The sequence below is a fragment of the Aliiroseovarius salicola genome (genome assembly GCF_027891095.1).
Taxonomy (GTDB): domain Bacteria; phylum Pseudomonadota; class Alphaproteobacteria; order Rhodobacterales; family Rhodobacteraceae; genus Aliiroseovarius; species Aliiroseovarius salicola.
On the sequence record NZ_JAQIIO010000002.1, the window covers coordinates 126,645 to 146,725 of the forward strand.

At 57.1% G+C, this 20,081-nt stretch carries 26 protein-coding genes; 10 read left to right on the forward strand and 16 right to left on the reverse strand.

Annotated elements, in window-relative coordinates:
• Positions 1-35: 35 nt before the first annotated feature.
• The 6 genes from ttcA to rpmH all read right to left on the reverse strand — a co-directional run bounded on the left by ttcA (position 36) and on the right by rpmH (position 3,055).
• A complete protein-coding gene (ttcA, locus tag O2N63_RS04310; protein WP_271053004.1) occupies positions 36-881 on the reverse strand; it encodes a tRNA 2-thiocytidine(32) synthetase TtcA in 846 nt (281 codons plus the stop codon).
• A gap of 123 nt (positions 882-1,004) precedes the next feature.
• Positions 1,005-1,250: a hypothetical protein gene (locus tag O2N63_RS04315; RefSeq protein ID WP_271053005.1), complete on the reverse strand. Its 246-nt coding sequence runs from the start codon at positions 1,248-1,250 to the stop codon at positions 1,005-1,007.
• A gap of 177 nt (positions 1,251-1,427) precedes the next feature.
• Positions 1,428-1,646 (reverse strand): hypothetical protein, encoded by a 219-nt coding sequence (locus O2N63_RS04320; protein ID WP_271053006.1) that lies wholly within the window; start codon positions 1,644-1,646, stop codon positions 1,428-1,430.
• Positions 1,647-2,097: 451 nt separating this feature from the next.
• Entirely contained in the window at positions 2,098-2,352 is a 255-nt protein-coding gene (yidD, locus tag O2N63_RS04325; protein WP_271053007.1) for a membrane protein insertion efficiency factor YidD, read from the reverse strand.
• Between the two features lie 103 nt (positions 2,353-2,455).
• Entirely contained in the window at positions 2,456-2,905 is a 450-nt protein-coding gene (gene rnpA, locus O2N63_RS04330) for a ribonuclease P protein component (RefSeq protein WP_271053008.1), read from the reverse strand.
• Positions 2,906-2,920: 15 nt separating this feature from the next.
• Complete coding sequence (gene rpmH, locus O2N63_RS04335; RefSeq protein ID WP_048599009.1) at positions 2,921-3,055, reverse strand: 50S ribosomal protein L34; 135 nt, start codon at positions 3,053-3,055, stop codon at positions 2,921-2,923.
• A 333-nt stretch (positions 3,056-3,388) separates the two neighbouring features.
• Between rpmH and O2N63_RS04340 the strand changes: the two genes are divergently transcribed.
• The 3 genes from O2N63_RS04340 to O2N63_RS04350 all read left to right on the forward strand — a co-directional run bounded on the left by O2N63_RS04340 (position 3,389) and on the right by O2N63_RS04350 (position 6,777).
• The gene (locus O2N63_RS04340; RefSeq protein WP_271053009.1) at positions 3,389-4,183 is read left to right on the forward strand and encodes a 2-dehydro-3-deoxygalactonokinase; all 795 of its coding nucleotides are present in this window, start codon (positions 3,389-3,391) and stop codon (positions 4,181-4,183) included.
• Between the two features lie 36 nt (positions 4,184-4,219).
• The gene (locus tag O2N63_RS04345; protein ID WP_271053010.1) at positions 4,220-5,647 is read left to right on the forward strand and encodes an FAD-binding oxidoreductase; all 1,428 of its coding nucleotides are present in this window, start codon (positions 4,220-4,222) and stop codon (positions 5,645-5,647) included.
• A gap of 152 nt (positions 5,648-5,799) precedes the next feature.
• Complete coding sequence (locus O2N63_RS04350) at positions 5,800-6,777, forward strand: homocysteine S-methyltransferase family protein (RefSeq protein ID WP_271053011.1); 978 nt, start codon at positions 5,800-5,802, stop codon at positions 6,775-6,777.
• 20 nt (positions 6,778-6,797) lie between these two features.
• Here the strand turns inward: O2N63_RS04350 and O2N63_RS04355 are convergent, their stop codons facing one another.
• The 4 genes from O2N63_RS04355 to O2N63_RS04370 are packed head-to-tail and all read right to left on the reverse strand — an operon-like array spanning position 6,798 to position 10,314.
• Positions 6,798-8,168: a glutamate--cysteine ligase gene (locus O2N63_RS04355; RefSeq protein ID WP_271053012.1), complete on the reverse strand. Its 1,371-nt coding sequence runs from the start codon at positions 8,166-8,168 to the stop codon at positions 6,798-6,800.
• Positions 8,169-8,228: 60 nt separating this feature from the next.
• Positions 8,229-8,747 carry a hypothetical protein gene (locus O2N63_RS04360; RefSeq protein WP_271053013.1) on the reverse strand — a complete coding sequence of 173 codons (519 nt, stop codon included), beginning with the start codon at positions 8,745-8,747 and terminating at the stop codon, positions 8,229-8,231.
• Entirely contained in the window at positions 8,744-9,598 is an 855-nt protein-coding gene (locus O2N63_RS04365; RefSeq protein WP_271053014.1) for a GNAT family N-acetyltransferase, read from the reverse strand. The genes O2N63_RS04360 and O2N63_RS04365 overlap by 4 nt, the downstream gene beginning before the upstream one ends.
• Positions 9,595-10,314 carry a 16S rRNA (uracil(1498)-N(3))-methyltransferase gene (locus O2N63_RS04370; RefSeq protein ID WP_271053015.1) on the reverse strand — a complete coding sequence of 240 codons (720 nt, stop codon included), beginning with the start codon at positions 10,312-10,314 and terminating at the stop codon, positions 9,595-9,597. The genes O2N63_RS04365 and O2N63_RS04370 overlap by 4 nt, the downstream gene beginning before the upstream one ends.
• 27 nt (positions 10,315-10,341) lie before the next feature.
• Here O2N63_RS04370 and ubiA point away from each other — a divergent pair, with 27 nt between their 5' ends.
• The 3 genes from ubiA (at position 10,342) to O2N63_RS04385 (ending at position 13,843) form a co-directional block, all read left to right on the forward strand.
• Complete coding sequence (gene ubiA, locus O2N63_RS04375; RefSeq protein ID WP_271053016.1) at positions 10,342-11,325, forward strand: 4-hydroxybenzoate octaprenyltransferase; 984 nt, start codon at positions 10,342-10,344, stop codon at positions 11,323-11,325.
• A gap of 83 nt (positions 11,326-11,408) precedes the next feature.
• Positions 11,409-13,502: an OmpA family protein gene (locus O2N63_RS04380; protein ID WP_271053017.1), complete on the forward strand. Its 2,094-nt coding sequence runs from the start codon at positions 11,409-11,411 to the stop codon at positions 13,500-13,502.
• 11 nt (positions 13,503-13,513) lie between these two features.
• The gene (locus O2N63_RS04385) at positions 13,514-13,843 is read left to right on the forward strand and encodes a hypothetical protein (RefSeq protein WP_271053018.1); all 330 of its coding nucleotides are present in this window, start codon (positions 13,514-13,516) and stop codon (positions 13,841-13,843) included.
• Between the two features lie 121 nt (positions 13,844-13,964).
• Here O2N63_RS04385 and O2N63_RS04390 read toward each other — a convergent pair whose 3' ends face one another.
• Complete coding sequence (locus O2N63_RS04390; RefSeq protein ID WP_271053019.1) at positions 13,965-14,213, reverse strand: hypothetical protein; 249 nt, start codon at positions 14,211-14,213, stop codon at positions 13,965-13,967.
• Between the two features lie 105 nt (positions 14,214-14,318).
• On the opposite strand from O2N63_RS04390, the gene O2N63_RS04395 reads away from it, so the two are divergent.
• From O2N63_RS04395 to O2N63_RS04405, 3 genes are read left to right on the forward strand one after another with little or no spacing between them, the layout of a single operon-like run.
• Positions 14,319-14,576 carry a DUF6455 family protein gene (locus O2N63_RS04395; RefSeq protein WP_271053020.1) on the forward strand — a complete coding sequence of 86 codons (258 nt, stop codon included), beginning with the start codon at positions 14,319-14,321 and terminating at the stop codon, positions 14,574-14,576.
• A gap of 47 nt (positions 14,577-14,623) precedes the next feature.
• On the forward strand, positions 14,624-14,977 hold the full coding sequence (locus tag O2N63_RS04400) for a YigZ family protein (RefSeq protein WP_271053021.1): 354 nt from the start codon (positions 14,624-14,626) through the stop codon (positions 14,975-14,977).
• The gene (locus O2N63_RS04405; RefSeq protein ID WP_271053022.1) at positions 14,977-15,345 is read left to right on the forward strand and encodes a diacylglycerol kinase; all 369 of its coding nucleotides are present in this window, start codon (positions 14,977-14,979) and stop codon (positions 15,343-15,345) included. The genes O2N63_RS04400 and O2N63_RS04405 overlap by 1 nt, the downstream gene beginning before the upstream one ends.
• 11 nt (positions 15,346-15,356) lie before the next feature.
• Here the strand turns inward: O2N63_RS04405 and O2N63_RS04410 are convergent, their stop codons facing one another.
• Positions 15,357-15,812, reverse strand: coding sequence for a hypothetical protein (locus O2N63_RS04410; RefSeq protein ID WP_271053023.1), 456 nt, complete (start codon positions 15,810-15,812; stop codon positions 15,357-15,359).
• 364 nt (positions 15,813-16,176) lie between these two features.
• Here O2N63_RS04410 and O2N63_RS04415 point away from each other — a divergent pair, with 364 nt between their 5' ends.
• Positions 16,177-16,764, forward strand: coding sequence for a thymidine kinase (locus O2N63_RS04415; protein WP_271053353.1), 588 nt, complete (start codon positions 16,177-16,179; stop codon positions 16,762-16,764).
• A 123-nt stretch (positions 16,765-16,887) separates the two neighbouring features.
• Here O2N63_RS04415 and O2N63_RS04420 read toward each other — a convergent pair whose 3' ends face one another.
• From O2N63_RS04420 to O2N63_RS04435, 4 genes are all read right to left on the reverse strand, one after another.
• Complete coding sequence (locus O2N63_RS04420; RefSeq protein WP_271053354.1) at positions 16,888-17,838, reverse strand: 2-hydroxyacid dehydrogenase; 951 nt, start codon at positions 17,836-17,838, stop codon at positions 16,888-16,890.
• Positions 17,835-18,185 carry a tRNA-binding protein gene (locus tag O2N63_RS04425; protein WP_271053024.1) on the reverse strand — a complete coding sequence of 117 codons (351 nt, stop codon included), beginning with the start codon at positions 18,183-18,185 and terminating at the stop codon, positions 17,835-17,837. The genes O2N63_RS04420 and O2N63_RS04425 overlap by 4 nt, the downstream gene beginning before the upstream one ends.
• Complete coding sequence (proC, locus tag O2N63_RS04430; protein WP_271053025.1) at positions 18,178-18,996, reverse strand: pyrroline-5-carboxylate reductase; 819 nt, start codon at positions 18,994-18,996, stop codon at positions 18,178-18,180. The genes O2N63_RS04425 and proC overlap by 8 nt, the downstream gene beginning before the upstream one ends.
• A gap of 240 nt (positions 18,997-19,236) precedes the next feature.
• Complete coding sequence (locus O2N63_RS04435) at positions 19,237-19,740, reverse strand: type III secretion system chaperone family protein (protein WP_271053026.1); 504 nt, start codon at positions 19,738-19,740, stop codon at positions 19,237-19,239.
• Between the last annotated feature and the right edge of the window lie 341 nt (positions 19,741-20,081).

The following is a 20,081-nucleotide window of genomic DNA, read 5'->3' on the forward strand; positions in this document are numbered from 1 at the left end:
TCAATCGATCGTTAATGCAGATCGGAAATATCGTTTTATTTTTCACTATCTGCGGGAAGATCGCGCGAAAGCCCCACAAAATCGAAGAGCTGTGGATCGAGAAGATGGCTGGGGCGCGTATTCATCAATGCCTTGAACATGATCTGACGCCGCCCGGGGAAGTTCTTTTCCCACTGGTCGATGATACCCTTCACCTGCTGGCGTTGCAGCCCGTCCTGCGATCCACACAGATCACAGGGGATGATCGGATAGTTCATCTGGGTGGCAAATTTCTCGCAGTCTTCCTCTGCCACATGGGCGAGGGGGCGATAGACAAACAGATCGCCTTCTTCATTCACCAGTTTTGGGGGCATGGTCGCAAGACGCCCACCATGAAAGAGGTTCATGAAAAAGGTTTCGAGAATGTCGTCGCGGTGGTGGCCCAGAACGACAGCGGAACACCCCTCTTCGCGCGCAATTCGGTAAAGGTTTCCACGTCTTAGTCGTGAACAGAGTGAACAGAACGTGCGCCCTTGCGGGATCTTGTCCATCACGATCGAATAAGTGTCTTCGTATTCAATACGGTTTGGCACCTGCATTTTTTCAAGAAATTCCGGTAGGACAGTGGCCGGGAAACCGGGTTGACCCTGATCGAGATTGCAGGCGACCAGTTCGACCGGCAACACGCCGCGCCATTTCAGTTCATAAAGGGCAGCCAGCATGGTGTAGCTGTCTTTGCCACCCGACAGGCAGACCAACCATTTCGCGCCGCGTTCGATCATGCCGTACTGGTCAATCGCCTCGCGCACATTGCGGATGATCCGCTTGCGCAGCTTTTTAAACTCAGTGGTCGAGGGGGCGCCTGAAAAAAGCGGGTGGATGTCGTCGAGCGTGTCAGTCATGGCCCCGCCTTTAGGGGGTTTCGGCCTGCCTGACAAGATGTTCAGGCAGGCTTGGAGTTTCATTTCCCTTGGGCGCAAAGTGCTAAGAGTACCCTCTGCCGCGCTGGGCGTCAGAGGGTGCCGTCACCACATGAAATCCTTCAGAGGTGGTGGGTATTTACCGGATCCGTTTTCTGGCAGCCCCAGATCACGACGCAAGTGATCTGGCAACTGCGGTGGGGCGGTACGTTTTGTACGTCTTGGGAGCGGATGCCCGGCGAACAAAGCCGCGCGCAGAACTCGCCATCTGCCGTGGCGCTTGATCAGCGCGGCAATGACCTGTGCCGCCGGGCTGCCGACGCGCTGTGGTGTGTCCGAATAATATGTCATGTCGTGTTCCTTGATGATTGTGATTCGATGGCAGATTGCGACCTCAACCGCCCTTTAGCTCAAGCCTGAATTATGTGCGGGGCAGCAGAACTGAGGGCGCAACAATTGGTCCAGCGCCGCGATGGCCGCGCCGGTTGTGTGTTGGGATCGAGACAGTTGGGGCTGTGGCCCCTGTGCTTACATCATGAGGTCTCGGAACCCTGGGGGCGGGTCATGCGGCGGCAAACCGATGTCGCGACGCAGATGGTTGCTAAGGGCGTCCGCCCGAGGTCGGCGCAGCCGTGCAATCATGTTTGCAAGCAGCACTCGTGCCACGCGCAGGCCGCCATATTCGGTGACGAGTTCGTCGATCAGATCCTGAAGCCGTATGGTTTCTGGATGAAAATTACTGTCCATCATTGTTTTGTGACCAGCTCTGGGCTGGTTCCCTAGTTGAAGCACAGAGGCCCCGGAGGGGCTGTGCGATTTGAGGTTGGAAAATCACGCAACAAAGAGTGCAATCGGCAGGCCCAAGCGAAGGCTGTGACGCAGAGATTGGTCTTGTGTTGGTGAAGTGTCAGAAATCCGGAGGCAGACGTAAAAGACACGTCGAGCGGTGTCAGGGAGTCATGATGTCCGGGGTGACGGGGCCGTCAGGCAGAAGTGCGGCGCACTACCAAGCTTGAGTGACCGGAAGACCCGCGGGGCAGAATGCAGAATGCAGAACTACTCGGAGGGTGTATACGCTGATATTTGTCATGTAACGCCTCCTTCTGTCTTGCGTTGCGGGTGTGTGCTTTCTATCGCAAGTGGCAAAGCGTTCAAGAAAAAGATTGGTGAATATCAATTCTGTGGCGGAAATGATACGTCAATTGTGGTCACAGTTGGAGTGATCGTTTTCTCCACTTGGAACAGGGTCATAACCGCAAGACCCCCAAGGGTTGCAGCGCGTAATGCGCTTTGCGGCCAACCAACTGCCCTTGAATGCCCCGTGCTTTTCCAGTGCCTCCAAGGCGTAGGCCGAGCAGGTTGGTTGATAACGGCAATTGAACCCGACCCAGGGCGAAAAGATCAGCCGATAGGCCCGGATGGGCAGGGCAGCAATTTGGGCAAGCGGGGTCATTGACGTGGTCTTCTGTTTCGATTCTAGTTTTCTAGTTTTCTAGTTTTCTAGTTTTCTAGTTTTCTAGTTTTCTAGTTTTCTAGTTTTCTAGTTTTCTAGTTTTCTAGTTTTTCGGTTTCGGGCGAGGTTTGCGCGGCGCGTGTACTTCTTTCAGCGCACGAATCAGATCTTTTGTCAGATCAGTATAGTCCCGCGTCGCCGTGGCCTCCTTGCGACCGATCAGCACGTAATCCCAGCCCGCTTTGCCGTGTGCGGGTAAAATGTCCCGGGCAATTGCACGCAGGCGGCGTTTGGCGCGATTGCGAGCGACCGCATTTCCCACCTTTTTTGAGCAGGTGAAACCGATGCGAATATCAGCTTCGCTGGTTTCGTCATCGCGCCTGTGTCGGGCTTGCAATAGAAATGCAGGCTGCGGCGCCCGGCGGGCACGGGCAGCAGACAGGAAATCTCGTCTTTGGGTCAGGATCGCAAGTTTCATGTCATCACACGCAAAAACCGCCGCAGGCGGCGACGCCTCGGCGGTCTGCATATCTTTGCTGTCCGGCGCAGTCATAACTGCGGCCGACGCTTACGCGCTCAGCGACTTCCGGCCACGCGCACGACGCGCGTTCAGGATTTTGCGGCCAGCTTTGGTGGCCATACGCGAGCGGAAGCCGTGACGGCGTTTGCGAACCAGGTTCGAGGGTTGGTAGGTGCGTTTCATCGCCCGTCTCCGTTTGGGCCCTTTTCCGTCTGATGCAGCGCTGCGCTCTGATCGCTCAGATCAAGCAGCCCGCGGAAGGATTCGGGCAAGTGTCTTTCGAAGCCCGGTCTATAGGGGGCATTTGGTGACAAGTCAAATGGGAAAGCCCAAGAATTTGCCATGCACCCCCTCGGGCCTAGGCTGGCTTTGCCAGTAACCAAAGCGGTGTTCAAGGGCGGAATCCCCCCCGGACAGTCATTTTGAGGGTTCTGGGGGTGAAGCCACGGATTTTATGCTATAAACATTGCGCTATCTGGCTTGCCGCATCTTGGGGCCGCAACTGGGGGAATGACAATGAAATGGATCGCTGTTGAAGTGAAAGGACGCGTTTTACGCATGTGGCCGGACGGCGGGGAAGAGATTCGCCGTGGCTTGAATGCCGGGGTGACGCTGGCTTCACTGGTGCCGGAAATTGAGCATACCATTCGGCTGCGCCCTGACACGCAAATTCTTGCCACCGGCGTACGGGTTGGTGATCCGGTTACCGTGCCGTGTAAACTGGCATCCCCGCGTCACGTGCCCCAGGTGGATCCGCGCCTTTACGTGTTCCCGGCGGTAAAGCAGGACGCTCCGGCCGGGTTGATCGGGTATGATGTTGCACGCCTCGCTGGGTTGCTTGCCCAAGATCCCGGATTTGACGGCGTGGCTTGTCTGATCGGCGATCAAACCATCTGGGCCCAGATAAGTGCAGAAGAAATTGTCAGTTTTCAATCCGCAGCCACCAGTCAACTGGCCCGCCTGCTGGGGGCAGAGCTTTGCCTTGGCGAGGGGTTTGAAGAGGCGATGTCAGATGTGATGGCCCGCCCGCAACGGTTGGCGGCCAAAATCGCAAGTTTGAAAGCCGCCATGACACTGGGGCAAATCGACAGCACCTCCGCACAGGCCGAATTGAGTGGTGCACTTATTGGGGCCGAGCTTGCGTCGATGCGTCCATATTGGCTGGGACAGAGGGTTGCGGTAATTGGGGACGCTGCCCATGTTGCCCTCTACACCAAGGCGCTTGAAGTACAGGGGGCGATGGTCGAACCCCATGAGGGGGCCGGTCTTGCCCTGAAAGGACTTCATCCCAAGGAACCCGAACTCGCCTGACCTAATCCGTAATTTCCAGACAGGAATGTCACAGGAATGTCCACTTCCCATATTGAAGAGCTTCGCGCCGCAATCGGGTCAAAATACGTGCTCGAAGGGGAGGCGCGAGGGCCTTGGTGTCACGATTGGACCCATATCTATTCAGGGGATCCGCTGGCGGTTCTGCGCCCCGGTTCAACCGAAGACGTGGCTGCGGTGATGCGACTAGCCCATGATACAGGCACTCCCGTGGTACCTGTGTCGGGCAATACGGGCGTGACAGGTGGTGGATGCGCCCTTTCCGGCAGCTTGGTTTTGTCTTTGGATCGGATGAACCGTATCCACGACATCCGGTCAGAGGCGCTGCTGGTTCGTGTCGAGGCGGGGGTCATTCTTGAGACGCTCCATGCGGTGGTATCAGGGCATGGTTTGACCTTTCCAATGACCTTCGGCGCCAAAGGCTCCGCAATGATCGGCGGGATGCTGTCGACCAATGCGGGTGGTTCCAATGTGCTGCGATATGGCAATATGCGTGACCTGTGTCTGGGGATTGAGGTGGTTCTGCCCAACGGCGACGTGCTCAACCTGATGAGCGAACTGCGCAAGGACAATTCCGGCTATGACCTCAAGAACCTGTATATCGGGGCCGAGGGAACATTGGGTGTGATCACCGGGGCGGTTTTGAAGCTTGTGCCGACGCCCAAGGCGTTTGCTACGGCGATGGTGTCGGTACCCGGTCTTTCCGAGGCTCTTGGGCTTTTGAACCACTTGCAGACCGGCACGGGCGGAGCAGTAGAGGCGTTTGAATACATGCCCGCCGCATATTTCGCTCGGTTTGAGGAGTTGTACCCAGACAGCCGCCCGCCCTTTGCCGAAAGCCACGAGGTCAATCTGCTGATCGAAATCGGCGCACTTGCCGCGCGGGATGCAACCCCGACCGAAGATGGGAGCTTGCCCATCACAACCTATTTGGAAGAGCTGCTGGCCGAATGCTTTGAAGAGGGGCGGGTGATCGATGCTGTGATCGCACAAAACGCGACACAACGAGCCGAGATGTGGGCCCGGCGCGAGGCTGCAGCCGAAGTTACGCTTTCGCGTCGTCCCTTGGTGAATAACGACATTGCCTTGCCGCTGGATCAGATAGAGGCGTTCTTCTCACAAATGGCGGAAAGGTTGGAAGGGATCGATCCCGACGCTGACGCGCTGTCGGTGGCGCATCTGGGCGATGGCAATATCCACTTCACGGTCTATCCCAGCGGTTCTTCACTTTGTGACCCGATCATGGAAGCGGTCGAGGATGTGGCCACGGCGATGGGGGGGAGCTTTTCTGCCGAACATGGAATTGGCCTGTCGAAACTGCCATCCATGCGGCGGCGCAAAGATCCGGTGGCGCTCAGAGTCATGCATCAGCTGAAAGCTGCGATGGACCCAAAGGGAATCATGAATCCCGGCAAGCTTATTCCGGACCAGAATGATTGGGGCTGACGCTTGAGCTGAACTCTTTCACAGCATGGCTGATCATCCGTGCTGCCCGCCCCAATTAGGTCATCAGCCGCATTGGGTTTCGCCGTCCTTTTGGGCGTGACGGGGAGCTGTGCTATTCTGTTTGGATTAGGAACGTAAAAAATGAGAAACCCATGACTTTTGAACAAACGAGTTTCCCCCATGAAGAGGGGATCATCTACCTTGCGGAAGGGGGGACCGAAACAGAGGTTATGTACCGTCACGGTCATCAGCTACGAGAATTTGCGATGTTTGAGTTGCTGAATAAACCGGATGCCGTCTCGGATATGAAAGACATGTATCGGCGTTATCTGGATGTCGCCGCGAAACATGAATGCGCTGCGTTGATGGCCGGGTTTGACTATCGTGCCAGCCCGGATTGGGGTGAAAAACTCGGCTATTCCCGGGAAGGGCTGCGCGAGATGCAGCATAAGTGTATCGACTTTCTGCGCGAGGTATCCACACCCTACAAGAGCCAACTGCCTCGCATTGCTATTGCCGGATGTATCGGCCCGCGCGGGGATGCCTATTCCCTGAACAAGAGCATCACGTCCGAAGAGGCGGAAGAGTATCATGCAACCCAGATGGAAACTCTGAAGGAATGTGGCGTTGATCTGGTCTGGGCGGCGACCCTCAACAATATCCCCGAAGCGGTGGGTGTCAGCCGGGCAGCGGCCGGTGTTGGATTGCCGGTCAATATCTCCTTTACCCTCGACAGCACGCATAAGCTCAAATCCGGGCCGAGCCTGAAAGAGGCCATAGAGGCGACGGATGAACTGGCAGGCGATGCCCGCCCCGATTCCTATGGGATCAATTGCTCCCACCCGCTTGAATTCGAACCTGCGTTGGAACCCGGTGACTGGACCAACAGGATCCGCTCACTTCGTCCAAATGCCGCTAAAATGGACAAGGTGTCCCTGTGTCGTCTGGACCATATCGAAGAAGGTGATCCTGAAGAGTTGGGACAAATGATGGGAGATCTCGCGCGACGCTATCCTCACATTGATGTCTGGGGCGGGTGCTGCGGTACTTGGGACAAGCATTTTGATCGCATTGCCCACTATGTGCAGGAAGCGCGGCGCGACGTCAGTCGAATGCATTTTCTGGTGTGATGTGATTGCCGCTCAGGCGATCAATAACTGTATTCCGCGTAGATCCGTTTCAGATCACCTTTCCAGTCACCGTGATAGTGCTCCAAAAGCTCATCCGCCGGGGTTTTGCCTTCTTCCACGCTGTCTTGCAGTGCATTCAGGAAATGACGCTCATCAGGCACCATGCCGCCGATCCCCGGTCGGGCGCGGTTTTTCAGGCCTTGCTTGGAGATCTCAATGGTTTCACGGGCGACATCCAGAATTTTCACCCCATTAACTTCGCCCTGCAGCCCGTCGACCGATGCGGCCACACGCAGCTCTTCACGTGTTTCCGCGTCCCAGCCCTTAGCCAGATCCCAAGCGGCATCCAGACTTTCCTGGCAATACATCAAACCCACCCAATAGGCGGGCAAGGCGCAGATGCGGCGCCATGGCCCACCATCTGCACCGCGCATTTCCATATATTGCTTGATCCGGACTTCGGGGAAAGCCGTCGTCAGATGGTCTGCCCAGTCTGACAGAGTGGGGGTTTCACCCGGCAGGGCAGGAAGCTTGCCTTGCATGAAATCACGGAAGCTCATGCCCAATGCATTGATGTATTCCCCATCGCGATAGACAAAATACATCGGCACATCCAACGCATATTGCACGTAGCGCTCAAACCCCATTCCCTCTTCAAACACAAAGGGCAGCATCCCGGTGCGGGAAGCATCCAGGTCGCGCCAGATGCGCGAGCGCCAGGATTTGTGGCCGTTCACTTTACCTTCAAAGAAAGGCGAATTGGCGAAAAGAGCGGTGGCAATCGGTTGCAGCGCCAGCCCAACGCGGAACTTCTGCACCATGTCGGCCTCAGACGCGAAGTCGAGGTTTACCTGCACGGTGCAGGTTCGGTACATCATCTGTTTGCCGTGGGTGCCGACCGTGTCCATATAGTCGGTCATCAGTTTGTAGCGCCCCTTGGGCATCACGGGCATTTGCTCGTGTGTCCATTCTGGTGCCGCGCCTAGACCGATGAACCGCGCGCCGATCAGATCGGCAATTTCATGCACTTCGCGCAGGTGTTCGTTCACCTCGTCGCAGGTCTGGTGGATGTTGTCGAGTGGCGCGCCAGAAAGCTCAAACTGGCCGCCGGGTTCCAGTGAGATATTGGCCCCGTTGCGCTCCAACCCAATGAGGTTGCCCGCCTCGCGGACCTCGGTCCAGCCGAACCTGTCGCGCAACCCTTCGAGCATGTGCAGGACTGACCGATCGCCCTCGTAGGACAGCGGTTTGAACGTGTCCTGGCAATAGCCGAATTTCTCGTGCTCGGTGCCAATTTTCCACGTCTCGCGCGGTTTACAGCCATCTTCGAGGAATTGGGACAGCTGCTTGTGGTCAGTGATCGGGCCGCCGCCAGATTGGGGGATGGACATGAAGGGCTCTCCTCGCGCGTATCTTGGATCCGCATTAGGTGGGGGAAAGCGGGGAGAGTGTCAATGGAGGGGGACGACCTTACGGCTCCAGATAACGACTCTGTCATCGCCTTGTCCGTCAATCGCAGCATTCACTGCGCTGATGGCCGCGGGGATATCCACATCGGGCAAGACGGACATGGCATCGAAAAGCTGTTCAGACCCTTCCGCCGCCACTGGGATGGTCAAAAGCTCCATCCCAGAACGAAAGCGCCAGACCGGCAATCCGGCCATATCGCGGGCCACACTGATTTCATGCACCAGATCAAGCGAGGCAAACCCACCCCCAATGGGTGCCAGATAGATCACCTGTCGCTCGTCAATCTGCACGACGCCCACACCGCCGGAGCCAACCCGGATACGGGCTCGTTGCAGGCCCTGCCAAAGGATCGCAGCACCAATAAGTGCAAGTGCGACACCCATCCACTTTAGAAGGCCCAAGGATCCGATCGCCCACCAAAGGCCAAGTCCAGCGACACCGATGCCAATAATGGCTTCGCGATAGCGGAAGATCTGTGTGCGTGCCTCAGGGCGGATCATATGCGGACTCCGATGGTGACAGGATGGGATAGGATGGCGAGCGTGTACTCCCCGGTCCGTTCAAATCCGATGGCTTCATATGCGCGGCAGGCTGCGTCTCCGCTGGCAAACAGGATTGCGGTTTTGACCCCTTCGGCGCGCACTTCATTCAGATGGGCGGCCACCACGCGTCGTGCAAGCCCCCGGCCACGCGCCTCGGGCGGGGTGTAAACGCCGCCGATCTGCACCATGTCTGGGAGCTGAGCGTTGAAGGCGGTCATGGCGACAGGCTGACCATCCTCGATCATCAGGCGCACATGCCCAGTGGCAATTGTGCTTTCCACCCGATCCGCGATCACCCGCGTCAGTGTCTCGTCATCTGCCGCACCGAGTGCTTCGATGTGATAGGCGCGGAACCAGCGGGTTAGCAGATCGGCATCTTCTGCCTTGGGTTTGCGGATCTTATCAGGGCCGGGATCGCGCATTTGGTCAAGATCCAGACGGTAAAGCGGCTCCACCCGGTTCAGATCATATGCCGCGTCTTCAAGCGCCAGAACTGCACGCATTCCTTTGACGATATCCGCGGCTCCATTCAGGCCAGCGATTTGCTGTCCCTGCATTGCTTCATGGAATCCTTGCCAGAATATGGCGCCTTCTCCGCGGGCATTGAGGAAACCCGCGTTGGACCGGGAAAATACGCCAACGATTTCGCCTGATTTGTCCTCTACCCAATATTTTGCGGCATGAGGGTGGTCAGAACTGGCAAGGCCAAACCGTGCGAGTCCCGCCCGCATAAACATGGTGGTTTCTGCGTGGAGAGATAGAAATGTCATCATGGCGGCTTCGTCACCATGCCGGGCCGGTCGGATCATCCCCAGTCTCCGAGATGTTGCTGCCAAACTGTGAGAGCGGCCACCGCGGCAGTATCGGCGCGCAGGATGCGGGGGCCGAGGCTGACTGCGTGGCCTATCTCGCGAAGCTTGGCGCGTTCAGGTTCCGAGAACCCACCTTCAGGGCCGATGAAGATCGCCCATTTCTCACCACCCGCTTGGCCCAGCGTCTCTGTCGCGCCCACCAGCGCCTCGTCGCAGAACATGATCTGACGATCCTCTGGCCAATCGGCAAGCAAGCGATCAAGCCGGGTCAGGTCGCGAACCTCGGGCACATAGGTTCCGCCACATTGCTCGGCGGCCTCTACTGCGTGGGCCTGCAGCCTGTCGCGGCGGATGCGTTCGGAATTGGTGAATTCAGTCTGCATCGGTTGGATCACCGCAGCCCCCATTTCAGTGGCCTTTTCGACGATGAAATCGGTGCGGGCTTTCTTGATTGGGGCAAAGCAGAGCCAAAGGTCGGGGGGCAGTTGCAGGGGCTTTGTTTGTTCGCGGCAGACCAATGCCCCTTTGCGTTTGCCTGCTTCGGCCACCTCGCCCACAAACTCGCCATCTCGCCCGTTGAACAGCGCCACCAGATCGCCCACCGACAAGCGCATGACGTTAAAAAGATAGTTCGCCTGATCGCGATCCAGCAAAACGGTTTGCCCCGCGCCCAAAGGCTGCTCTACAAAGAGCCTGATTTTTGCCTGTTTCATGGCCAAACCTCCAGTTGCGAGCACCCTATGACCCAACGTGACGAACTTCCAGACCCAAGCGTGCCATCTGCGGCAGACGGGCAGGTGGCAGATGCCTATCAGGGCAATTGGGTGGATCATTGGGCACCCGAATGGTCGCGGCCTTATCTGCGCCTGAGCCGCGCGGATCGGCCGATTGGGACGTGGCTTTTGTTGATCCCCTGCTGGTGGGGGCTCTTGTTGGCCGCCGGACAATCGGGGCGGTTCGGGCTTTATGATCTGTGGATTGCGCTGGGCTGTGCTATCGGGTCGTTCCTGATGCGTGGGGCGGGGTGTACATGGAATGACATCACCGATCGCAAGTTTGACGCCGCCGTTGAACGCACCAAAAGCCGGCCAATTCCGTCAGGACAGGTGTCTGTGCGTGGCGCGGTGATCTGGATGGGATTACAGGCGCTGATATCACTGGGCATCCTGCTGACGTTCAATCCGGCGGCAATTGCACTGGGCTTCCTTGCGGTGATTCCGGTGCTGATCTACCCCTTTGCCAAGCGCTTCACCTGGTGGCCACAGGCGTTTCTGGGGATTGCCTTCAACTGGGGGGCGCTTCTGGCCTGGGTTGCGCATCGTGGACAGTTGGAGTGGCCCGCTGTTGCTCTTTACCTTGCAGGGATCAGCTGGACGCTTTTCTATGACACGATCTACGCCCATCAGGACAAAGACGATGATGCGTTGATCGGTGTTAAATCCACCGCTCGCCTGTTTGGGGAAAAGACGCGGCAATGGTTGATGCTGTTCATGATCCTGACCATCGTAATGATGGCGCTGGCCGTCGTGCAGGCGATGGGTGCGCGCAATATCCTGTCCTTGGTTCTCGCGCTGGGCGCGCCTTGGGCGATGGGATGGCATCTTGCGTGGCAAATGCGTGTGCTGGATATCAATGACCCGGATAATTGCCTGCGCCTTTTCCGCGCAAATCGGAATGCCGGCCTGATTCCCGTGCTGTTTCTTGCCGTTTCCCTGTTCGTGTGATTGCACCCTTTGCATCCCTCGCCTAAGAAGATGGCCATCGCTTGATCGACCGAGCCCTAACCTGTTGAACCCCGGAACCGAAAATGCGCATCACAACTTCATTTCTGGCACTAGGCTTTTTTGCGGTTGCCGCGCTTTTGTCATTGGTTGGAGGGCGTATTGCCGTGACCGTGATCGAGCGCCTGTCCGCAGAAGGCGTGAAAGGTGAGCTGGTCTTGCAGGGTCACGATTGGGCCGAGGTCGAGGCGGATGGTTTGCAGGTGGTGGTTTCCGGCACAGCCCCAAGCGAGATCGCACGGTTTCGCGCCATATCTTCAGCTGGAACGGTGATCGATGCCTCGCGCGTGATCGACAACATGCAAATGGCTGCTACCGAGGCAATTGCTCCTCCGCATTTTTCGCTTGAGATTTTGCGCAATGATGCGGGAATTTCGCTGATTGGTCTGATCCCGGCGAAATCGGATCGCGAAGAGCTGAACGATCGAATCAAGGAGATTGCGGGCGGTACTTCTGTCACCGATCTCATGGGCACAGCGGATTACCCGGTGCCTGAGAACTGGGACGACGTGTTGTCATTTGCCGTCAAAGCTCTGGAAACTCTGCCACGGTCCAAGATCTCGATGGACGCAAAACGCGTTTCGATCACGGCCGTCTCGGACAGTATCGAACAGAAAGCAGGTTGGGAGCGCGCGTTGAAACGGGCGGCCCCCCGTAGTCTGCTCCTGCTGATGGATATCTCGGCGCCTCGCCCGGTGATCACGCCCTTTACCCTGCGCTTCCTGATGGATGAACAAGGCCCCCGGTTTGACGCGTGTTCCGCGCACAACAACACGGGTAAAGCCAAGATCGCGAGTGCTGCCCTGCGCGCCGGGATGGAAGGGGGCATTGATTGCACCATCGGCCTTGGTGTTCCCTCCCCCAATTGGCCCGACGCCGTCAGCGCCGGGATTGCGGCGGTTGCCAAATTCGAAGGCGGGTCAGTGACCTTTTCTGACGCGGATGTGACATTGGTTGCCCCTGCGGGCACCAAACAAACTGTGTTTGACAGGGTGGTGGGCGAGCTGGAAGGGGATCTTCCTGCACTTTATTCGCTGCATTCCGTACTGCCTGAGGAAGTGAAAATTGACGGAACAGGCGAAGGCGATGGCCCGCCCGAGTTTGTTGCGACCCTGAGCCCGGAAGGGCAGGTGCAACTGCGTGGTCGTGTCACCGATGATCTGCAGCGCGCCGCTGCCGAAAGCTATGCCAAGGCAGAGTTCGGCGTTGGGGCGATCTATACCGCGACGCGATTTGATGAAGACTTGCCCGCCGGTTGGTCAACTCGCGTGCTCGCCGGGCTTGAGGCTCTGGGGCATCTTGGAAATGGTGTTGTGGTTGTGCAACCCGACGTGGTGGATGTACGCGGTAAAACCGGCGACCCTGAGGCCAGCGCGGCGATCTCACGGCTTTTGTCCGACAAGCTGGGGGCCAGCCAGAACTATCAGGTCAATGTGACCTATGTTGAGGAACTGGATCCGGTGCTTGGTCTGCCCACCGCGGAAGAATGTGTGTCAGATATCAATGGGCTGATGGCTGTGAACAAGATCACTTTTGCCCCCGGATCTGCCAATATCGAGGCCTCGGCTTCCGATACGCTCGAAAAAATCGCTGAAGTGTTGAAGACCTGTGAAGATGTGAGGATGGAAATCGCCGGTTATACCGACAGCCAAGGCCGTGAAGAGATGAACAAGGCGCTGTCGCAGAGTCGTGCCCAAGCCGTGCTCGGTGCGCTTCTGGTGCGACGCGTGCTGACCTCGAATCTGGTTGCGAAAGGCTACGGCGAAAAAGATCCTATCGCGTCGAACAAGACCGAGGAGGGGCGGGAAGCAAATCGTCGTATCGAATTCCGCCTTCTGGACATCTCGGACGGATCGCAAGCAGATGAGCCCGAGCAACCGGATCAAGAGCCTTCCAATGGCTCTGGGGATGAGGTCGAAGCAGAAGAGGGCATATCTGATGCCAATGCGACCGATGCCCCGGCAACAGCCTCAGATCTGGAAACTGAGAATGCCGATCTGAATGCACAATCAGCGGATCCGGACTATTCCGGGCCTGCTTCCCTCGTGCAAAGCCCCGACGCTGATGATCCACGTCCGGCCCCGCGCCCCGAAACAGCAACCGACAGCCCGTCGCAATAAGGAGACTGCGAATGAACCGCACCGAATTTATCATCGTCACCGCGATCATCCTCTTTGCCGCTTTTGCGCTGGGCTGGTTTGCTCATTGGCTCATCCACCGTTTTGCCAAAGTCTCCAGCAACGACATGAGTGAGATTGACCGGATGGCGCAGCAGTTGCACGAAGCCGAGGAAACCCGGGATCAGGCCATCACCTATCTGCAAAGCCGCGAGGCCGAGATGTCGAACCAACTGCAGCAGACCGAAGCGGAACTGCGCGCCGCGATGGATGGCCTGCGGGATGCGCGCCAGGAAGCGGAAGAACTGCGTGCCTACATTGAGCGTAGCCAGAACGGCGAGTGACAGGCAATCCCCGTCACGCGGCTGCCTTCCTCTTGCTGCAAATATCCTGGGGTGAATTGGTCCTGTAAGGACCAAGAGGGGCAACGCCCCCTTCGCGACTCCTCCACCGAAAACCTGTGGATCAACCGAGATCTTCCCCCGGACGCACGGTGCGATAGATCCCTTCTGGCAGGTCCAAAGCCGCCACAAGATCGGTGATCTGAGTCATCGACAGTGTGATCTTCTGCACCTTATCGGTGCGTGGATCCCATTGCTCGACCGTCACGCAGCTTGCAAATGCGGTGATGGTTACATCTTCATTTAATGGGGTTTCGCCTTCGTCAACCAATGTGACAACCGTGGCGTCGAATTCGTGCTCGATGGTAAACATGTACCCAGCCTAGCCCTCGGAACCGTTTCTGCCAAACACTTCCTTGATGGAAGTCAAGGTGAAGGCCGCCCGCTCATTGCAAGCTATGAGATGGAGGTTGAAGATATGAAGGACATTGTAAGACAGGGATTTGCCTTTCACGCCAAGCTGGTTGAGCGCATGGCCGCCAAGCTGGGTCTGGATATGACCGAAGAAGTGGAAGCGGGCCGTATGAGCTTTACGGGGCTTGATGATGCTGTGCATCGCTGCATGAACTGCTCGGATCCAGAAGGGTGTCAGCTTTGGCTCGACAACCACGAAGGTGGTGCCCATGACGCACCGGAAATCTGCCAGAATCGCAAGCTTTTCAAACGGCTGGGCTAGTCGCTCGCAGCGCGCCTAACTATAGTCACGTTATGGCGCGAATGAAGATGCAGCAATTTTCCGGATTTCTCACGGATCGAGGATCGAAGTACGCAGTCACAGGCGGGCCTGTGACGTCTCGAGACGACGTCCGTGCATTTCTCAAGCAACTGACAAGAGACAAGAAATTCGCCAAGGCGACCCACAATACATGGGGTGCCCTGTTTGAAGACGGCCCTGTAAAAGGGGATGATGGCGAAAGCGGTGCTGGCATGGTGATCGTGCGTATGCTGGAACGTGCTGAATTGACGGATCATATCATTGTCGTGACCCGCTGGTATGGTGGGGTTAAGCTGGGTGGAGATCGGTTTCGCCGGGTGCAGGATGCGGTGGACCACTATCTGGAACGACGGGAGCAATGATGCGGGCACGGGTGCAAGAAGAACTGGCGCGGTTCTGGGATCGTTGTATCTGGTCTTGGCAGGGCTGGTGTGACGGTTGGCGCAATGAGAAATCTGTGCGCCAATGGGTATATGCTTGGGCCGCTTCAGCCGCACTCGCGTTCTATCTTGATCTGAGCACCACAGAGCGCGCGCTGATTCTCTCAATAAGCTTTCTTGTGATTGCCGCTGAGCTCATTAATACCGCGGTAGAGCGCGCAGTGGATCTGGTCACCCAGGAGCATCACGATTTGGCAGGGCGCGCAAAAGACGCTGCCAGCGCATTTGTCGCGCTGGTCGCTATTGCCGCCGGAATTGCATGGGTCGTGATCCTGATAGACCAGATCTGAGGTCGGTGGGATCAGCCCGCCTCTTCTTCGAGATGCAGCTTCATATCCAGCAATACGTGCTGCAGCGCTAGCGTTTCTCGCAGCAACCTTTTGGCTTCGTTGATGGTGATGATCCCATCTTCGATAGACTGCTGATATTCCGCCATCAACATCGCAAATCGTTGAGAAAGCGCAATAACATCAGCGTTTACACCACCTGACGGGGTGTTTTTGCGCTCTGCATCATAGGACATTGTAATGCCCTTGAGTTCGGCCAGTGCGCTGGTGACATGCGGGTATTTGGCGGCCTCTTCAAGGACGGCAACCGCATTGATCGGCATAAAGCGATCACTATGCTCCTCGCTATCGGAATAGTATCGCCCGAGGGTCGCCTTCGATTTTCCGGTCAGCGTACAGGCTGCTTCCAAGCCCACGTCCTTTACCAGGGCTTCAGTGTGTTTCTTCAGATAGCTACTGATGCTCGCCATGCTTTCAACCTTTTGCGGTGACCCAATACACGGGCCACGGGGAATTCCGCCCCCCTTTTCCCATTATTCTTACATCAATGGAATGGCTTTTATGGGGTCAAGATATTGAAGAGTTGTAGGTTTCAGCGCCTTGGCGCTGATTCAGATGGGGGGTCTGCACCCAAAAGTGGAGATGGCCTGGGAATTTTGACCGGGTTAAGTGAAGCGCGGGGCGCGTATGAGTGATGAGGTCTGTTCCATCCCCAAGGCACGTCGTTGCCACTGACCTCAGGTGTTTGTTCCCTGCCTTCTCCCCCATACTGCAAAAATTGGCCCGGATGGCTTGATGCTTGATCCTGTTCGGAATGCACCGTATTTCGGAGCTATGGCAAAGCTCTACTTCCATTATTCTACCATGAATGCAGGGAAATCCACTCTGCTTCTACAGGCGTCCTATAACTATAACGAACGGAATATGGACACCTACCTGCTGACTGCGAATTTCGATAACAGGGCAGGGACTGCCCGGATTGGGTCGCGGATCGGAATTGGGGCAGAAGCAGACACGTTTTCCGTAGGCGAGGATCTGTTCGCCAAGATCAAAACTCGGCTGGACGCGGGCCCCTGCGCCTGTATTTTCATCGACGAAGCGCAATTCCTTGAACAAGAACAGGTTTGGCAACTGGCCCGCGCTGTTGATGACCTTAACGTGCCGATCATGTGCTACGGGCTTCGTGTCGATTTTCAGGGCAACCTCTTTCCGGGCTCGGCCACGTTGCTCGCGCTGGCCGATGAAATGCGAGAAGCCCGCACAATCTGTCATTGCGGGAAAAAAGCCACGATGGTCGTGCGTCAGGATGAAAATGGTCGGGTGCTGGTTGATGGTGATCAGGTGCAGATAGGTGGCAATGAAACCTATGTATCGCTTTGTCGACGGCATTGGCGCGAAGCGGTAGGCGACTGCGCCACCTGAATGAGCGCCTTCGGCGCACATGATATCTCGTCAACGGCTGCGCCGCTGCCTCGTGTTGCCTCCGGCGGAGGTATTTCTGGCAAGAAAAAAGAGAGAACGCATCGCGGCGTTCGACCCTCTGGATCAGACTGGTGTGAGGAGCGGTTCGCCACGTGAAAACCGTTCCAGATTTTCCATGGCGAGCATTCCCATTTCGGTACGAACTTCCAACGTGGCTGTGCCTAGATGGGGCAGCAGGGTGACATTCTCGCGATTGATTAGAGTCTCGGGAACAGCAGGCTCGAATTCATAGACATCAAGACCCGCACCACCGATTTCATCAGCGTCGAGGGCGGCGATCAGGGCGGTCTCGTCAATGACCTCACCGCGGGCAATATTGATCACCAGGGCATGAGGTTGCATTGCGGCAAATGTATCGGTCCCGATCAGGTGGCGTGTCTCAGCGCCACCCGGGGTGGCGATTATGAGTATATCGCAGTTGGCGGCGACCTCCTGCAGGCTGTCGAGTTGGTTTGCCGGGAAATCGACCTGTTTCGCAGAGCGATTGTAAAACACCACATTCATGCCAAACCCGAAATGGCAGCGTCGAGCGATGGCCTGTCCGATCCGCCCCATGCCGATGATGCCGACCGTTTTGCCAGTCACATGCATGCCGAGCATCTGTGTCGGATGCCAGCCCTCCCATGCGCCTGCACGCACCATGCGTTCACCTTCGCCAGCGCGACGCGCCGTCATCAGGATCAGTGTCATCGCCGTGTCAGCGGTGGCATCGGTTACGGCGCCGGGCGTGTTACTGACGACAATCCCGTGGGCCTTGGCCGCTTCAACGTCGATATGGTTGTAGCCCACCCCGAAATTCGCCAACAGCTTGGCGCGAATGCTTCCAGCCTTTGCAAAAACCTCGGCTGAATAAAGATCTCCCAATGTCGGCAACACCAGATCGTAATCACGAAGAGACGCGACCATCTCATCTTCGGTCATGCCGGTTGTGTCGGAACGAATGGTTGTATCGAACCGAGCGCGCGCACGATCCAGAACTGCGTCAGGCAGAGGGCGAGAGATAAAGAGGCTCAGCATAGGCGGGCCCCGTCTGGAGTGTCTTTGTCCGGCATGATCAGACCAACATTGCCGTCCGCATCGTACAGGCCAAGGATCAACACCTCCGACCGCATCGGGCCGATTTGACGCGGTGGAAAATTTACCACGCCCAACACCGATTTCCCCACAAGATCTTCGGGCGTGTAGTGCTGGGTGATCTGGGCCGAACTTTTCCGCTCTCCAATCTCTGACCCGAAATCAACCCATAGCTTGATCGCCGGTTTGCGCGCCTCAGGAAAGGGCTCGGCGCGGATCACCGTGCCTTTGCGGATGTCGACCTTCATGAAGTCGTCGAATGTGATTTCTGCGGTAGGATCAGCCATTGGCCAGCTCCTTCGAGCGATCTGCCGCAGCTTTGACCGCACGGGTCAGCAGCGCAGGAAACCCATCGGTCTCATCCATTAAAACCCCAAGTGCAGCAGCTGTTGTGCCGCCGGGAGAGGTCACATTCACGCGCAGCTGTGAGGGGTCCTCTTCCGCCGCTTCTGCCAGTGCGCCCGCGCCCGCAACAGTGGCCTTGGCGAGTTGCATTGAAAGCTCAACCGGCAGGCCCTCTGCTTCACCTGCTGCCGCAAGAGTTTCGATCAGATGAAACACATAGGCTGGGCCGGAACCGGATACTGCGGTGACCGCATCCATCTGATGTTCGCCGTCAAGGCGCACCACTTGCCCGACAGCCTTCAAGAGGGCTTCGGCGAGGTCCATCTGCGCCGCGTTCGAATGGGCATTACCGCAAATCGCCGTGATCCCGCGTGAAATTGCAGCTGGCGTGTTGGGCATCGCGCGGATGATGGGTGTCTCGCTCCCGAGCATATTTTCGTATGTGGAAATCGGAGTGCCCGCAGCCACCGAAAGGAACAGGGTCTTGCCATTGCCCAAGGGGGCAAGCTCTGGCAGGGCCTCGCTCATCATCTGTGGCTTCACGGCGATCAGCACGATCGCCGGATCCACGGGGAGAGCAGTGTTCAGATTGAGCCCCTCAAGCCCCTTCAACCAGCCCGAGGGGTAGGGATCCTTGACCCAGACGGAACTCGCTGGCAGGCCTTGGCCCAACCAGCCTTCAAGCATCGCCGAACCCATCTTTCCACAACCCAGAAGCACCAATCCGCGCGCCTTCAGATCATCCATATTCATCACATCCCTCCCGAATATGGGCCGAGACTATGAAGAGCATTCCCAAGCGGCAATGGGAAATCCGAGCTTGCGCCTTTTTTCTTGCTGGAAATACCTCGGGGTGAGCGAGCTTGTCTCGCGAGGGGCAGCGCCCCTCTCCCGAAACCAACGCTTAGTCACGACAACAAAAAACGGCCCCGAAAGACCGAATTTTGCTGGGAGAACCGTATGTACCCTTTTGGTTATACCCGTCCGTCGCTGTTACGCGCGCCCATAGGCGTCTGCGATGGCGACCTGCATCGCCTGTTCAACACTGTGATCGGCCCAGCCCACCAACTGGAAGGCCGGATAGAAACGTTCTGCAGTCCCTACTGCTGTGGCGATCAGGTGGTCGATCTGATCTGGTGTGGCAATTCCACCCCCGGTCAGTGCCAGACCATAACGCCACACCATCAGGCGCTGTTCGTGCCAGTAGGCGAAGGCCCCTTTCCAGCACTGATCATTGATGCTGTTCAGCGCTTCGTAAATCTTCGGAAGTTTGTCTTCCGGCGGCTCCATCTCGAATGTGCAGATGAGCCGGAGCGTCTCGTCGTAATCAGACCAGGCCAAGGTGATCGAATAGGTCCGCCACTGTCCCTCAACTGCCATGGCAATCTGGTCATCTGCGACCCGGTCAAATTCCCATGCGTGGTGTTCGGCGATATATTCGACAATGTCGATCGGATGCATGTCTTCGGTTTCGAGATAGTGCTCGGTGGCAGCCATGGCGTACCCTTTCGCGGTTGAAACCCTGACACCCGTTGCCCCAAAAACGGTTCCTAGGATTTGTTGCCTGTACTAGGTGCGGCGGTCTGTGCGCCGTTTCCTTACTAGATATGGTGTCCCGTTTCAGTTAACCTGTAAAGAGGAACTTGTGAAATAACCTCACTTGTCCACAGAAATCTGTGGCTTCTCCACAGAGCGATGGCGGCTTGTCCACCGACGCGGCGGATTTTGCATTCAAACGCCGATCTGGTCGCCCTGTGCTTGACCTTGGCCGGGGAAACCCCCACTTTGCCGACAAGCAGAAACGGGTCCGTCAACGCCCGAACCAGAACCGGAGAGCC